The organism is Bacillus sp. FSL K6-1560 (genome assembly GCF_038592935.1).
Lineage (GTDB): Bacteria > Bacillota > Bacilli > Bacillales > Bacillaceae > Bacillus > Bacillus subtilis.
The window spans coordinates 402,310-417,501 of record NZ_CP151946.1 but is presented as its reverse complement, the minus strand read 5'-3'; the positions used below and the strand labels follow the sequence as shown (position 1 = coordinate 417,501).

The following is a 15,192-nucleotide window of genomic DNA, read 5'->3' as shown; positions in this document are numbered from 1 at the left end:
AATACCGAATGAGTTTCAAAACTAAGATTTGCCATCCGAACCAAACTACATTGTATGAAATGGAACTATACAATTTCTGTACAACTCAGAAATCATGTATGATTGAAGTGAATTGGAGAGAGTTGAAGTTTCACCCAGGAGACATATGGCGAGGGCCTTCCCTTTAAGTGCACAAAAAAACCAGTGTGCATCGAAAGGCAATCGACACATACTGGTTTGGAGTTCTTTAATTAATTTGATCCTTCATTTGTTTGTAACGCTGATATTCTTTTATCGCCTCTTCTACCTTCCCGTTTTTGTTGAATAGCTGCAGCTTGTATTGCATAATTTTATGATCGCATGGCTCAATTTTCTCGGCTTGCAGGCAAATGTCCATCGCTTGATGATCGTTCATTTCATGAATATGATAATCGATCAGTTCATAGGCCTTTCCAAGCCAAAGCTGGGAAAGACGCGTCTTTTCCGGTTCTGCCCAAAGATAACCGTGCTCCATTAGGTAATGATTTTGATAGGACATGAAAATATCCATGTGCAGATGTAATGTAGCCGTATTGAGCGGCGGCGCCCCTTTTAGTGATTTTTCCCATTCGACAACATCGATTTTTGCGCCTGAAAGCCGAAGAATATACCCAGTATCAGTCTTCTCGATAGTTTGGCTGAAAGGGATCTGGCTGAATAATTTTCGTATTTGGTAAATGGTGGAGTAAAGTTGGGTGCTTGCTTTTGAAACATCGTAATGAGGCCAAAAAAGATCGATTAGCATGTCTTTACTGACCACATGGCCTTGATTGTGAAGCAAAAATAAGTATATTTCACGTGCTTTCGACGTTCTCCACTTGACTGGAATGCTTGTTTTGACATCCTTTAAGGTTTGATGAAACTGCAAGCTCCCAAAGCATTGGATGGAAAAATGCGCCTCGGTATTTTCTGCATTTTGTCTGAGCATATTATTCGTTTTGATTCGTTCAACAGTTGTCTCAAGCCGCTTGTATATGACAGGCTTCAGCAAATAATCAATGGCATTCAGCTCAAACGCTTTGATAGCAAACTCATTATAAGCCGTGATGAAAACGACTTGGATGTTTTCATTCATCGATTGAATCGCCTCAGCAAGCTCAATGCCGTTTACCCCCGGCATTTCAATATCAAGAAACACCGCATCTACAGCAGGAGTCTCAGGATGCTCTAAGGCTTCAACTGGATCTTGATACGCCATAATAGATTGAAAGGCGTTTGTTCGTTCAAGCATTTTCTTAAAATGAAGCAATGCCAAGTGCTCATCATCAACAATTAACGCTTTCACAAAACATCCCACCCTATATGTAAAATCGAGATATCAGTAAATAACTTCTATTATATCATGACAAATAACCCCTTTATCTGGATTCTTTTTCTTTCTATTGTAGTTTTTGAAATTTTGCACTTACAATATTTATAAAAAGGTAGGAATTTAGAATGAGCCTGCTTAAATAAAGGAGCTATAATATGAAAGAAAAATTCATCTTTACTTCAATTATTTTCGGTTACGCTGCATTTTTTATGGTTTTCATTGCCATTGGCCATTTTTCCGGAACAACGCTTCCTGCGGCAAGGCATGGGGTCATGAACCTGGAGAAGTGGGATTTTCAGAAGGATGGGAATGTACAGCTGAACGGAGAATGGACATTGTATCCAAATCAGATTCTGTCACCAAAAGAGATCGCCTCAGCAAAAGGAAAAGATCCTCTCTTCGTTGATGTCCCCAGCAATGTGAAGCTAGCCAAGCAGGGTATCAATGTGGATTACGGAACGTATAAGCTGACCATCAGATCAAAGCAAGACAATCAGGTTTTTGGGATCAGCACGTCGTTTATTTACAGTGCCAATCGCATCTATTTTAATGGACAATTCATTGGCCAAAGCGGCAACCCTTCAAATAAACCTGATTTTGCGGCACAAAACCGCCCATATACGAGCTTTTTTACGCTTCACAAGGGTGACAATGAACTTGTCGTACAATTTTCGAACTTCGGAAAAACGCCGGGATGGGGAATCGCAAAGCCAATTACTTTTGGCACCCAGGAGCAAATAGTGCGGGAAAATAAAATTTCCTTTCTTAATGATACAATCATGATTACAGCTTTTTTCATTACCGGATTATATTTTCTGGGCTTTTTCCTGCAAAGAAAAAAAGATAAACATTTGTTGTTTTTTTCTGTTATGTGTCTTCTGTTTTCGTTCATTATTCTGATGATCGGAAAAGAGCGGATTATATTTCTCCTCTTTCCGTCAATTTCATTTTCACTGCTAAATTCATTGAGGGCAATCTCTACAGTGCTCGTCAGCATTGCGGTTTTTCTCTATCTCTTTTTCGCTTACAGAGAGATTGTTTCAAAGCGTTTTATTCGCATTGCCACTGTTTCTTCCGGGCTGGTCTTAGTCACAGATTTTTTAACCGTGGGTTTTATCGGCCATACCTCGTACATCTTACATTCTGTGCTAGCCGTCTCGACTCTGGTTTATATTACATATATTTTTACGATTGCTGCGATCCGCAAAATGGAAGGAAGTCTGTATCTTACTATTGCATCTATATCAATGAGTGCTTTTGTCATTTTAACCACCATTTCAGCTTACAGCGGCAAAACGGCTTTTTCCTTTAATTCGATTTATTCACTGCCAACAGTTATCGCTTTACTGGCGATCGTTCTGCTGATGGCGCAGCAATTTGCCGGAGCATTCCGTGAAAATGAAGTGCTGTCGTGGAAATTGCTCAGAATTGACCGGCTAAAGGATGAATTTATCGCCAAAACATCACATGAATTCAAAACACCGCTGAACAGCATCATTAATATATGCCAGACCCTGCTGGCCGGCAAAGGAAAAAGAACGATAGAAGAAGAGAAAGAAAATATGCAGCTCGTCATCCGCATGGGCTACAGGCTGTCCAATCTGGTAAATGACATTCTAGATTTAGAAAAAATAAAGCAGGGCATGCTTCAAATCCACCCGGTTCCTGTTGATATTTATACTTTAGTTTGTTCGGAAATGAATTTCTACAATCTTTTATCGAGACATAAAAACTTGAATATGATGAACCATATCCCTGACGATCTTCCTTTAGTGCTCGCAGATGAAAACCGCTTCCGCCAAATATTAACCAATTTAGTAGACAATGCAATCAAATATACAAAAGAGGGCCAAATCACACTTTCTGCTTCAAGACTGAACGACAACATGATCAAAGTGACAGTAGCGGATACAGGAAGCGGCATTTCAGAAGCCGATCGCCAAACCATCTTTGAGTCTTTTCAGCAAGCCGAAAAGAATAAAGACGATGGTGCCGGTCTTGGCCTCAGCATTGTCAAACAGCTGGTTCAGCTCCATAACGGAGACATTTGGGTCGAATCGGAAGAAGGAAAAGGTTCGGCATTCCATTTCACCTTGCCGATCGCCCAAAATGAACCTGTATCTGAAACAAAAAAACGCCTTCCTGAATTACAATCCGAGAGAGATCTATCAGATATCTCATTTAGCACGCCTTATTACTCTGAGCATATTGACGCTCCAACCATCCTGATTGTCGATGATAACATTGACAGTTTAAAAATTTTGAGCGATATGCTTGAAGGTGTGCCCTACAATGTGATTGCTGTGAAGAACGGAAAGGAAGCATTAGAAATCATCTCTTGCACGAAGCTTGATTTGGTTATTTTGGACTTGATGATGCCGGATATGACTGGTTTCGAAGTCTGTATGAAAATTCGCGAACGATTCAGCATGGTTGATCTTCCGGTTCTGATCATTACAGCTGCCATTATCGGCCATGACAAATACAAGGCTTTTCATGCCGGAGCGAATGACATTTTGCAAAAACCCTATCATTACTCTGAATTTATGGCGCGTATTCAAAACCTGATCATGATGAAACATACAGCAAATCAAGCCACTAGAATGGAAATGGCATTTCTCCAATCGCAAATCAAGCCTCATTTTCTTTATAATGTATTAAACACGATTATTTCTCTCACTCATTTGGATATTGAAAAGGCCCGAGAGGTAACAGAGGAATTTACTAACTATTTAAGAATGAGTTTTGACTTTCAAAATACATCAGCCATCAGTTCCTTCAGACATGAGCTTTCGATTATCAATTCCTATCTTTCTATAGAAAAGACGCGATTCGGTAATCGGCTTGAGGTTCTTTTCGATATAGATCAAGACATTGACTTTATCCTTCCGCCTTTAATGATTCAGCCCTTGGTGGAAAATGCCGTTCTTCACGGTGTCAGTAAGAAAAGAGGCGGAGGATGGATCAAACTGACAGCTAAAAAACAAAGCAAAAATGAGTATTACATCAATGTAGAGGATAACGGTGCCGGGATGACTCCTGAAAAACAAAAGGACCTCTTATCTGCGGATTTCGATCGCAGCGTCGGATTGAAAAATATCAATCAGCGGCTGAAACATTTTTGCGGAAGCGAGTTGATGATCAGCAGCATTCCGGATGCAGGCACCTCTGTCTCAATGCTCATTCATCTCGCTGAAACAACAGAAAGCCCTGCAGAACTGAAGGACACAGAACGAACCTAAACGAAAATTGAGATAAAAAAAGACGCCGTTTCTAACGGCATCTTTTTTATTCCGGCGACTTTGCTTGCTGCTTCAGCAGGTCTCTGATTTCTTTCAGCAGCTCCTCCTGCGCATCCACCGCTTCCTCCGCAGCCTCTTCTTCTGCTGCTTCTTTTTTGCGCCTTAACCCATTCAAAGTCCGAATGACGATAAAAATGGAGAACGATATAATTAAGAAGTTCACAATCGTCTGTATAAAGCTTCCATATTTCACTACAGCATCGCCAAACGTAAACGACAGGCCTGAAAAGTCAAGCCCTCCCAGCAGCAAACCGACCAAAGGCATAATGATATCATTTACTAGAGATGTGACGATCTTTCCGAAAGCGCCGCCTATCACAACACCAATCGCAAGGTCTACGATATTCCCCCGCATGGCAAAGGCTTTAAATTCATTCCACATACAATCACCTGCTTTTCTATATTTGTAAAGAAAAAAAGACAAATGTGCCGCTGGCCATCTGCCTTTTTTCAATTATTCTCCGAGGGCAAAAGTCAGTTCTACTTCGCAAACGACTTCGCCATCAACTGTGGCAACGCCTTTTCCGCGCCCGATTGTGCCGCGGGCACGAATGATTTCAACCTCAAGGTGAAGCTGGTCACCAGGCTTGACTTGTTTTTTAAAGCGGCAGTTATCAATGCCTGCAAAAAAAGCCAGTCTGCCGCGGTTTTCTTCTTTAATCAACATCGCAACAGCTCCGACTTGAGCGAGTGCTTCTACGATTAATACGCCGGGCATAACCGGGTACTGAGGAAAATGTCCGTTAAAGAACTCTTCATTAGCGGTTACATTTTTATAGCCTTTTGCCCGTTTGCCCTCTTCAACTTCCGTAATCCGATCCACAAGCAAAAACGGATAACGGTGAGGAATAATTTCTTTAATTTGCTGAGTATCAAGCATTGTCTTGACATCTCCTTCATCTGCATTAGTATGTATAGCAATCATCAAAGATCCAATCTGTACATTTGAAAAGTATATTATGAATTAATCTCTTTTTCAACCGCGCTAAAATGTAACCAACTGTCAATGAGAGCCGTCAAAAGTTATGATATGATAATTATAGATTTTACCAATAGCAAAGAGGTAGGAAAATGATTTCGAAGTTTATTGAAAAAAGAATGCTAAACATGTTAGACGAGTGGTATTCCGCAATGAGCAAACGCAAAATGAATCACGTTTGCACACTGAAAGAGAAAATTGACCAGCACCTTCCGAAGATCAAAAAAAACACAAAACTTTGGATGCGTTATCAATTGTTTCAGGCCCGCCATCAGCTGCTTTTTGAAAACCAGAACGGACTCGATTCATTGTTCGATGACCTATATGGCCTGGAAGACAAAATGGATGATGAATTGAAATATTATCTGTATTTTTTCTCTGGGTTATACGAGATGGTAAAAACAGCTCCGAAACATGCAGTACATCATTTTAAAAAAGCTGAACAGTACCTGGCCGCCATTCAAAATACGTTTGAAGCCGCTGATTTATATTATCAAACCGCCGGCGCCTATTACTTGATGAAATCACCGCCGCTTTCCATCCAATACGTCAAAAAAGCATTACACATCTATTTGCACCAATTCGGCTATATCAAAAAGGTAATCACCTGTAAACTTTTGCTCGCCGTGAATTATATTGATCAAGAACGCTATGAAAAAGCTGAACAGCTTTTCAAAGAAATCATTAAGAAAACCCAGCAACTACATGACGAAAACCTGCTATGCCACGCTTATTATAACCTTGGCTTTTTAAAAGCGACCGAGAAAAAAGACCAGGAAGCGCTTCTTTACTTTAGAAAAGTATTAAAGAATCAAGAATTTGAAATGAATTCACCAGTCTCATATCTTCATTGTGTGTACGAGTCTGTCAGAGCGCTTTTTAAAACAGGGAACATCACAGAAGCTAAAGCCGTCCTTCAAAAAGGAAAAGAATTATCTGAAAAGGTAGACATTCAAACCATTTATTTAAAATTAAAAACGCTTGAAGCCCTCTTCACATCAGCCGAAGACCCTTATGAGCAGCTGCTCGAATATGTGCTTGAATTAGAAAAAATCGAGGCGTGGGTGGATTTAGAAGTGCTGTTAGAAGATATTACGGAATACTACAAAAAAAAGGACGATTTCGAAAAAGCCGCTTTTTTTATCATGCGCGGCTGATTGAAAAACGCCCATTTTCTTATTATCTGACTGAATTGATTAAACCGAGCATTTGATCTCCCATTGTGATCGTTCTGCTGTTCAGCTGATATGAACGCTGGGACGTGATCAAATCTGTCATTTGTTCTGAAATATCGACATTGGACATCTCAAGTGAGCCCTGCTGCATGCCGATGTTTTGTCTATTAGCGCCGTTCAGCTCTTCAAAAGCTGCCGCATTATCAATAGAGAAAAGGTTATTCCCTTCGGATTTCAGCTCTTGAGGGTTATTCACTTGGACAACGCCAAGATTAAACCGCTGAACCGCGTTTCCGTCAGATGCGGTTAAGGTGCCGTTCTTATTGATGGTGATATTCTTCATTGAGCTGTCGATGTTCACTGTATTGCCGTTCTCATCAAGTACGGGATACCCATTTCCAGTGACAAGCTGCAGCTGGTTGGCATTCGCAGCGGACGGCGTTACATACAGCGCCCCGTCCCTCGTATACTGGCGGTTTCCATTTACATTTACCTGAAGATACTGGTATGGAGACGTAAATGCGATATCCAGATCGCGATCGGTCTTCTGAATGCTTCCTTGATCAGAGACCAGGCGTGAATTCATCATCGCTCCAACGCCAAGGCGCAAGCCGGGCGGCGTTTTTCGGGCTTTTGCCACTTCCTCGTTTTTTTCATCAACCTGATCGAATTGCTGTCTGACAAGCTCAGAAAAATTCGTATCTTTTGCCTTATAGCCGGTTGTGTTGCTGTTTGAAAGGTTGCTGCTGATTGTGTCAATCTGCTGCTGCAGCTGGTTTAAGGTTGTTGATGCCGTTAGCATTGACCTGAGCATAGTTGATGTCCCCCGTTTTTTCTTCCGTTATCTTAAATTTTTCCAATTTCATTTGCTGCTTTATCCATACTTTTATCGTAAGCCTGAATAACCTTCTGATTCGCCTCAAACGATCTGTACGCTTCAGTCATTTCTGTATAGGCGCTTGTCACATCCACGTTTGAAAGCTCTGAGACGCCTTGTTTTAATGAATAGGCTACCTGATTATTTCCGGCTGCGCTTGGCAGATCATTACCGTCCGCCGTGCTGTACAAATCATTTCCGTCCCGTTTGAGATTGCGGACATCTTCCGCCATTCTGACATCAATCTGGCCGGCTGTGCGTCCGTTCGTTGTCACAGTACCGTTTTCAGACACAGTGAAATTCTCATTATCAACAGTGATTGGCTGGCGATCCGTCGATAAAATAGGGCGTCCGTTGATCGTCAGCTGATTGTTTTCATTTAGTGAAAATGTGCTGCTTTTTGAATAACGGATTCCATCCGCTGTTTGAACCGGATAAAAAAGAGCAGCTTTTTCATTGGTTTCCGCATTCATCGGAACTTGATTTTCGATCAATGCAATGTCTGTAGGCTGGTCTGTGGACTTCAGGCTTCCCTGTGTAAAGAGAGGCTTGAGCTCCTGCATATATACTCCGGTATTCACGGAACCGATTTCCGTCCTTGATGTCCCGGCCGGAGATTTTGATTCTATTCTGCTGAGCAGCATCTCAGGGAACGCGCGCATAGAGCCTTGATCAGCTTTATATCCTGATGTATTTGCGTTAGCAATATTATTTGAAAGCATTTCCGTTCTTCGCTGCTGGGCAATCATTGCGGATGTTGCTGTATATAATCCTTTTAACAAATTTCCCACCTCTAAAAATGGCATTTTTTCCAGTTGTCATATAGGAACGTTCGTTCTGTAATAAAAACTCAGTATTTTATCCTATTATCGTCATTTAACACCTTTTCGTGAAGGCTTTTTCATAAAAAAACCTCATTCTTTTTCAGAATGAGGTTTGTGAAATCAGCTTAGTTTGCGTTTAGGAAGCTTGTCCATATTATCAAGCATGACACCTGTGCCGATGGCTACGCAATCCATAGGATTTTCAGCAACGAGGACCGGTACCTTCAGCTCTTCAGCAAGCAGCTGGTCAAGGCCGTTTAAGAGCGCGCCTCCGCCGGTAATAATAACGCCGCGGTCAATAATATCAGCAGAAAGTTCAGGCGGTGTTCTTTCGAGCACTTGTTTCGCAGCCTGAACAATAACAGCGACAGATTCACGAAGGGCTTCTTCAACTTCTTTACTGTTTACTGTAATTGTTCTTGGAAGACCGGAAACCATGTCCCGTCCGCGAATGGAAATTTCCTCGTGACGTGCGTCTGGGAAAACAGTTGCGACTTTAATCTTAATATCCTCCGCAGTACGTTCGCCGATCAGCAGCTTGTACTCGCGTTTGATATAATTTAAGATTTCCATGTCAAACTTGTCCCCAGCCATTTTAATAGAAGAGGAGGTGACAATATCGCCCATTGAAATAACCGCGATATCCGTCGTCCCGCCTCCGATGTCTACAACCATGTTACCGCTTGGCTGGAATATTTCCATACCCGCGCCGATAGCGGCAACTTTAGGTTCTTCTTCAAGGTACACATGTTTCCCGCCGCTTTTTTCTGCAGCTTCTTTAATTGCTTTTTGCTCAACGGATGTAATATTCGTCGGGCAGCAAATGAGCATGCGCGGCTTTGAGAACAGGCCTTTTACATTCAGCTTGTTAATAAAATGTTTCAGCATTGCTTCTGTTACTTCAAAGTCAGCAATAACTCCGTCTTTCAGCGGGCGAATCGCAACAATATTCCCAGGTGTACGTCCAACCATTCGTCTTGCCTCTTCGCCAACCGCCAGCACTTTGCCGCTGTTTTTATCAAGTGCAACAACGGAAGGTTCATTCAGAACAATTCCTTTACCTTTAACATGGATCAGTACATTTGCAGTACCGAGGTCAATACCAATATCCCTTGCAAACATCTATTTATATCCTCCTTGAAAATCTGTTTCACAGTAAATATCCACATTGTGCCCTAATTATATATATTATCATAAAATATAGAAAAAAAGTTGGAAGCACAATAAGTTCTTTACAAATTTTTGCGGATGTTTTATGAACGATTTCAAGAAGGCAATGCCAGGTGATTACGATTGCTGAACAGGCTCTCCTTCGAGAATTTCATCTTTTTTATATTTGAGCTTTGTCGCTTCTCCTCCTCTTAAATGCCTGATGGATTTATGATAATCGAGTATTTCTTTCACTTCGTTTGCCAAGTCGGGGTTAATTTCAGGCAGACGCTCTGTTAAATCCTTGTGTACTGTACTTTTGGAAACACCAAATTCCTTCGCAATGACACGAACGGTTTTCTTTGTCTCCACGATGTACTTCCCTATCTTGATTGTTCGCTCTTTGATGTAATCGTGCACACCACTCGACCTCCCTAAAATGGATGTGAGAAGTGTGAAATGAGATCCGTATTCTGTAAAGAGTCGTTCATTATGCCGCTTCTTCGTTGTATGGTTTTAAAAGTAAGTTTGTGAAATATGCCCACGATCCCTCACCTCAAACACTCTCTTTGTTAGGTTTGTAACAGTGTATTAGCATTCTTTTGGGAATATGCTAAAAACTCAATAAGGACAAGGGGTGAAACGAACTTTTTCAGATTCAGCAAACTATTTCGCGTCACTAAATTTTCATCTTTACAACTATTGATCGCTCCTGTAAAATGAAATAAGCAATTAGTTACTTAGGTAAGTTTTTTAGAAGGAGACCGACATGTCCTACGTCAACAGACACCTCATTCATCAAATCAACCAAAGCGCCCGCCTGATTGCCAAGAAAGCCAATGAACAGCTAGAGCCATTCGGCCTTTATTCATCTCAATGGTCAGTTTTATATTGTTTGCGTACGATCGGACCAATGACTCAAAAAGAGATTTGGTCCTATTTAAATGTGGAAGCGCCGACTGTGACTCGGACGATCAAACGCCTGGAGGAGAACGGCTGGGTTCAGAGACGGCAAGGTGAAGACAAACGGGAAAAACTTGTTGTCCTCACAAAAGAAGCCGAGAAAAAATACGAAGAAATCAATGTGAAAATGCTGAAATTCGAGGAAGAGCTGCTTGCAGATTTCCGGGATGAAGATAAAGAAGCTTTTTCTCATTTATTCCGCATGTTTTTACAACAATGAAAATAAGGAAGTGACATACATTTGAAAAAAGCGGATGCGATATGGACCAAGGATTTTATTATGGTCCTGCTTGTCAATTTATTTGTGTTTGTGTTCTTTTATACATTTTTAACTGTATTGCCGATCTATACACTGCAAGAGCTTGGCGGCACAGAATCACAAGGCGGGCTTTTAATCAGCCTGTTCCTTCTGTCTGCGATCATTACACGGCCTTTCTCCGGAGCCATCGTTGAGCGTTTCGGGAAGAAAAGAATGGCGATTGTATCAATGGCGCTCTTCGCCCTATCATCTTTTCTGTATATGCCGATTCATAACTTTTCCCTGCTGCTCGGATTGCGGTTCTTCCAAGGAATTTGGTTCAGCATTTTAACGACTGTTACAGGTGCAATTGCCGCTGATATTATTCCAGCCAAACGGCGCGGTGAAGGGCTTGGATACTTTGCCATGTCTATGAACCTCGCTATGGCGATCGGGCCTTTCCTTGGTCTGAATTTGATGAGAGTGGTAAGCTTTCCTGTATTCTTTACAGCCTTTGCGCTGTTTATGGTTGCGGGCTTACTTGTTTCGTTCTTGATAAAAGTGCCGCAAAGTAAGGACAGCGGTACGACTGTATTCCGTTTTGCGTTCTCGGATATGTTTGAAAAGGGCGCACTCAAAATTGCGACGGTCGGTTTGTTTATTTCTTTCTGTTATTCAACAGTCACATCATATCTGTCTGTATTCGCCAAATCAGTTGACCTTTCGGATATCAGCGGATATTTCTTTGTTTGCTTTGCGGTGACAATGATGATTGCACGCCCGTTCACAGGGAAATTGTTCGACAAAGTCGGACCGGGCATTGTCATTTATCCATCAATCCTGATTTTCTCTGTTGGACTCTGCATGCTGTCCTTCACACATAGCGGCTTAATGCTTCTGCTTTCAGGGGCGGTTATCGGTCTTGGCTACGGATCAATCGTTCCTTGCATGCAAACATTGGCGATTCAGAAATCTCCGGCTCACCGCTCCGGTTTTGCAACGGCAACGTTCTTTACCTTCTTTGACAGCGGAATTGCTGTAGGATCGTATGTATTCGGATTGTTTGTAGCATCTGCCGGCTTCTCTGCCATTTATTTAACAGCGGGGCTGTTCGTTTTAATTGCTCTGCTTCTCTATACGTGGAGCCAGAAAAAACCTGCAGAGGCTGAAGGAAAAGTGTCTATTGCAGAATAAATTTCAGGCTGCCGGGAAATCCCGGCAGTCTTTTTTGCATATAAAAAACGGCGTCCCTCTCGGTTGAACGAGAGAACGCCGCTTATAGCAATTATTCAATGACAGGCCGCGCAGGTGAATCAGGATCTAACGAAAAATCATAGGACGCTTCATCACGAAACATCGGATCGGCATAAATGGATTGCTGATCGTTTTTTGTTGCTTTTCGATACGAAGAGAATGAATCATATTCTTTCTTTTTCCACATCCATATGCCGTCTTGATCCGCTTCCTTGTGGTACACGTTATGATTGACCGTATTTCCTTCATTTTCTGTAAAATCGTTTCCGATAAATAATCTGGAATCACCGGCGGTCAATATATTCTTTTCAATTGTGTTGTTTTTCGTATCGTACTGCAGCAGCAGCTGTCCGCCATACAGTCCCTTTGTGTCATTCCGGTACATAATATTGCGGGCAATCAGAGAATTGCTGGTGCCGCCCCGCTTTTTGTCATATCCTCCGATTGAAATACCGGTGTACGCATTGTTGTACACTTTGTTGTCAGTGATCTGAATGGCATTTGCATACTTTCCTTTGTGTTCAGACGTTGCTTCAATCCCAATATCGTTATCGTAAACTGTGTTGTTCTTAATTTCGATATCGTGTCCTCCATCGACATAAATCCCGCCCGCTGAGTATTCATCTCCATAAGCAGGATTGCCGTAAGTCGAGTTTTGATAAACTGTATTGTTTTCTACGACTCCGTTTCGCACGTAATCGTTTTTATCCGCGGTTCCCTCATAACCAATTAGATCAATCCCGATGTTGTTATTGTTGCGGACCACATTGCCTGCAACTGTGAAGCCGTCGATATTACCGTTCAGCACAACTGCTTCACTCGCTCCAAGCGTCAGTTTCTCAACTGTATTGTCCTCGATTCGGATGTCTTTCATGCTGCCAGTCCCATAAACTGCGATTCCGTGAGCATTTCCTTCATCCGCTGTTGTCTTAATCCCCCGGATGTGATTATCCTTAATGGCGATATGACTGCTGGACCCTGATACATAAATCCCTATAGCAGTTGCTTCCTCAGATGAAACAGAAAGATCTTGAATTGTTAAACCGCTGATGGCAATGTCATGTTTATCGTGAATACGAATAAGCGGTGTTTCATATTCAGCGTCCGTAACGGATTCACCGCTAATCACGACGTTTTCATTTTCATAGTTTCGGAATGTGATAGGCTTTCCGTCCGTACCGCTGTGCTTTACATCAAGGGTCTCATGATACGCGCCCTCCCGAATCATGACAGTTGTGCCGGCAGCAGCCTTCTCAGATGCGTGTGCCAATGTACGAAACGGCTTTTCTTTTGTTCCTTCATTTTGATCACTGCCATTTGGCGAAACATACAGATAATCCCCAGATCCTTCCTCATTCGCTTTTGTCTTATCATAAACGAAAGCGAGGATGACAGACGTTAAAACACCCGCCAAAAGAATAAAATACCATTTTCTCATTTTCGATTCCCATTTCGTTTTAGAATAGATTTCTAAAACCATTATAAATGTTCTATTTATGGAAAACCATTCAAAAATATGAAAATATACCGTCTAAATAGATCTTATTCAGCCTGGCTGACCTGCGCATGTTCAACCGTTTCAATTGCCAATGATGCAGGCGGGTGAACACGCATCAGAACAATGTAGAAAAGAAAGGAGATTAGCACACCTACAAACCAAGATATATCGTATAAGCTCTTCAATGCAGGAACATACATGCCAATCAGCGAAATCAGCGCCCCTAACATTGTGGCTGCAAACGCACGGTAATTGTAGCCCTTCCAATACACATACCGTCCTGTTTCGGAATACAGGTCATCTACCGAGAGCTCACGTTTGCGAATGATAAAATAGTCGGCCATCATCACGCCTGCCACCGGTCCAAGCATGCCGCCTATTAAGCCAAGAAACGCATACACGCTTGTCGCGCTCTCCATCAGCTTCCATGGAACCGTAAATAAAGCGAGCAACGCTGTGATAAAGCTGCCACGTTTGAAATTGATATATTTCGGCAGGGCATTCGCTATATCATAAGCGGGCGATACGATGTTCGCCGCGACATTTACAGAGATCGTGGCGATGCAGAGCGTGATCACGGACAAGACGATGACATAAGGGTTATCAAACCGCGCCAAAATATCGACAACATCCCAAATCGGCTCTCCGAACGCGACCTGCGAGCCGGAGGTCACCGTAATACTGGCGAATGCGAACAGCGCAAACGTTCCCGGCAAGCCGTAAAATTGTCCTTTGATTTGCTCTTTTTGTGTTTCAGCAAACCGTGTAAAATCAGGTATATTTAAGATCAATGTCGCCCAGATGCCGATGATGCCAGTAACTCCGGCAGCAAACGGCCAGAATGTTTCTGAAAACGTATGAAACTTTCCTGGTTGAGAGTATATCGGGCCCAATCCTCCAGCAATATCAACGGCCCACCATACAATGCCGCCAAATACCAGATACACTAAAGGCCCTGCCCACACCTCAAAACGTTTAATCGACTCCATGCCGTGATGCAATACGAGTAAATGAATAGCCCAAAAGAATACAAAGGAAAGCAAACCGGACAAGTGAATGCCGAGAATGTTCCACTCGCCGCCAATTTCTCCCCAGCCTGGCCACATATTCAAAAGCAAAATGTTCAGTGCCGTGCTACCCGCAAATGTCTGGATGCCAAGCCACATGATAGCTGTAAATGCCCTTAGAAGCGCGGGGATATTCGCGCCGTATATCCCGTAAGAAGCCCGAATGATCACTGGAAACGGCAGCCCGTATTTTGTCCCCGCATGGCCGTTTAAGGCAAGAGCGCCAAATAGGATAAGTGATGCCGTAATAATGATCGCCAGCACCTGCCAAGGCGAAAGGCCGATCGCAATTAATCCTCCCACCGTCGCGTAGGTCGGTATGTTATGTATACATCCCATCCAAATGGAGGCAAAGTTCAGGGCTTTCCACGTCCGTTTTTCCTGTCCCAAAGGCACCAGATCTTCATTGCTCAGCCTGTTGGATTGCTGCTGACTCTCTTTTAATTTCATAGCCGGCTCCCCTTTCCATATTGTCTATATGTCATCACGTTATGTTTTTTGACATTAGATGTCACTTAATATAACTGAAGAGTCAG

General features: G+C 42.4%; 14 protein-coding genes and 1 pseudogene. 5 read left to right on the top strand and 10 right to left on the bottom strand.

Annotation, left to right across the window (positions count from 1 at the left end; genetic code table 11):
• Window positions 1–226 precede the first annotated feature (226 nt).
• On the bottom strand, window positions 227–1,303 hold the full coding sequence (locus NYE22_RS02330; protein ID WP_015384861.1) for a response regulator: 1,077 nt from the start codon (window positions 1,301–1,303) through the stop codon (window positions 227–229).
• A gap of 182 nt (window positions 1,304–1,485) precedes the next feature.
• On the opposite strand from NYE22_RS02330, the pseudogene NYE22_RS02325 reads away from it, so the two are divergent.
• Together NYE22_RS02325 and NYE22_RS02320 are read left to right on the top strand one after the other, a co-directional pair.
• Window positions 1,486–3,423 (top strand): annotated as a pseudogene (locus tag NYE22_RS02325) (sensor histidine kinase); the annotation flags it as partial.
• Between the two features lie 177 nt (window positions 3,424–3,600).
• On the top strand, window positions 3,601–4,572 hold the full coding sequence (locus NYE22_RS02320) for a histidine kinase (protein WP_250540491.1): 972 nt from the start codon (window positions 3,601–3,603) through the stop codon (window positions 4,570–4,572).
• Window positions 4,573–4,618: 46 nt separating this feature from the next.
• Here the strand turns inward: NYE22_RS02320 and mscL are convergent, their stop codons facing one another.
• Both mscL and fabZ read right to left on the bottom strand, forming a co-directional pair.
• On the bottom strand, window positions 4,619–5,014 hold the full coding sequence (gene mscL / locus NYE22_RS02315) for a large conductance mechanosensitive channel protein MscL (protein ID WP_021445844.1): 396 nt from the start codon (window positions 5,012–5,014) through the stop codon (window positions 4,619–4,621).
• Window positions 5,015–5,086: 72 nt separating this feature from the next.
• A complete protein-coding gene (fabZ, locus tag NYE22_RS02310; RefSeq protein ID WP_003221796.1) occupies window positions 5,087–5,512 on the bottom strand; it encodes a 3-hydroxyacyl-ACP dehydratase FabZ in 426 nt (141 codons plus the stop codon).
• A 191-nt stretch (window positions 5,513–5,703) separates the two neighbouring features.
• Here fabZ and rapD point away from each other — a divergent pair, with 191 nt between their 5' ends.
• On the top strand, window positions 5,704–6,768 hold the full coding sequence (gene rapD / locus NYE22_RS02305; protein WP_342412264.1) for an aspartate phosphatase RapD: 1,065 nt from the start codon (window positions 5,704–5,706) through the stop codon (window positions 6,766–6,768).
• Between the two features lie 22 nt (window positions 6,769–6,790).
• Here the strand turns inward: rapD and flhP are convergent, their stop codons facing one another.
• The 5 genes from flhP to NYE22_RS02280 form a co-directional block, all read right to left on the bottom strand.
• On the bottom strand, window positions 6,791–7,600 hold the full coding sequence (gene flhP / locus NYE22_RS02300; protein ID WP_014478212.1) for a flagellar hook-basal body complex protein FlhP: 810 nt from the start codon (window positions 7,598–7,600) through the stop codon (window positions 6,791–6,793).
• Between the two features lie 32 nt (window positions 7,601–7,632).
• Window positions 7,633–8,445, bottom strand: coding sequence for a flagellar hook-basal body complex protein FlhO (gene flhO, locus NYE22_RS02295; RefSeq protein ID WP_032727034.1), 813 nt, complete (start codon window positions 8,443–8,445; stop codon window positions 7,633–7,635).
• A 162-nt stretch (window positions 8,446–8,607) separates the two neighbouring features.
• On the bottom strand, window positions 8,608–9,609 hold the full coding sequence (gene mbl / locus NYE22_RS02290) for a cell shape-determining protein Mbl (protein WP_003227776.1): 1,002 nt from the start codon (window positions 9,607–9,609) through the stop codon (window positions 8,608–8,610).
• A 165-nt stretch (window positions 9,610–9,774) separates the two neighbouring features.
• Window positions 9,775–10,056, bottom strand: a complete 282-nt coding sequence (spoIIID, locus tag NYE22_RS02285; RefSeq protein WP_003221804.1) for a sporulation transcriptional regulator SpoIIID — start codon at window positions 10,054–10,056, stop codon at window positions 9,775–9,777.
• 14 nt (window positions 10,057–10,070) lie between these two features.
• Window positions 10,071–10,181 (bottom strand): protein usd, encoded by a 111-nt coding sequence (locus NYE22_RS02280; RefSeq protein WP_010886628.1) that lies wholly within the window; start codon window positions 10,179–10,181, stop codon window positions 10,071–10,073.
• A gap of 224 nt (window positions 10,182–10,405) precedes the next feature.
• Between NYE22_RS02280 and NYE22_RS02275 the strand changes: the two genes are divergently transcribed.
• Together NYE22_RS02275 and NYE22_RS02270 are read left to right on the top strand one after the other, a co-directional pair.
• A complete protein-coding gene (locus NYE22_RS02275; RefSeq protein WP_003227771.1) occupies window positions 10,406–10,819 on the top strand; it encodes a MarR family transcriptional regulator in 414 nt (137 codons plus the stop codon).
• Window positions 10,820–10,840: 21 nt separating this feature from the next.
• On the top strand, window positions 10,841–12,031 hold the full coding sequence (locus NYE22_RS02270) for an MFS transporter (protein WP_003227769.1): 1,191 nt from the start codon (window positions 10,841–10,843) through the stop codon (window positions 12,029–12,031).
• A gap of 91 nt (window positions 12,032–12,122) precedes the next feature.
• Here NYE22_RS02270 and NYE22_RS02265 read toward each other — a convergent pair whose 3' ends face one another.
• Window positions 12,123–13,529, bottom strand: coding sequence for a right-handed parallel beta-helix repeat-containing protein (locus NYE22_RS02265; protein WP_153257076.1), 1,407 nt, complete (start codon window positions 13,527–13,529; stop codon window positions 12,123–12,125).
• 104 nt (window positions 13,530–13,633) lie between these two features.
• On the bottom strand, window positions 13,634–15,106 hold the full coding sequence (pucI, locus tag NYE22_RS02260) for an allantoin permease (protein ID WP_342412263.1): 1,473 nt from the start codon (window positions 15,104–15,106) through the stop codon (window positions 13,634–13,636).
• Window positions 15,107–15,192 lie beyond the last annotated feature (86 nt).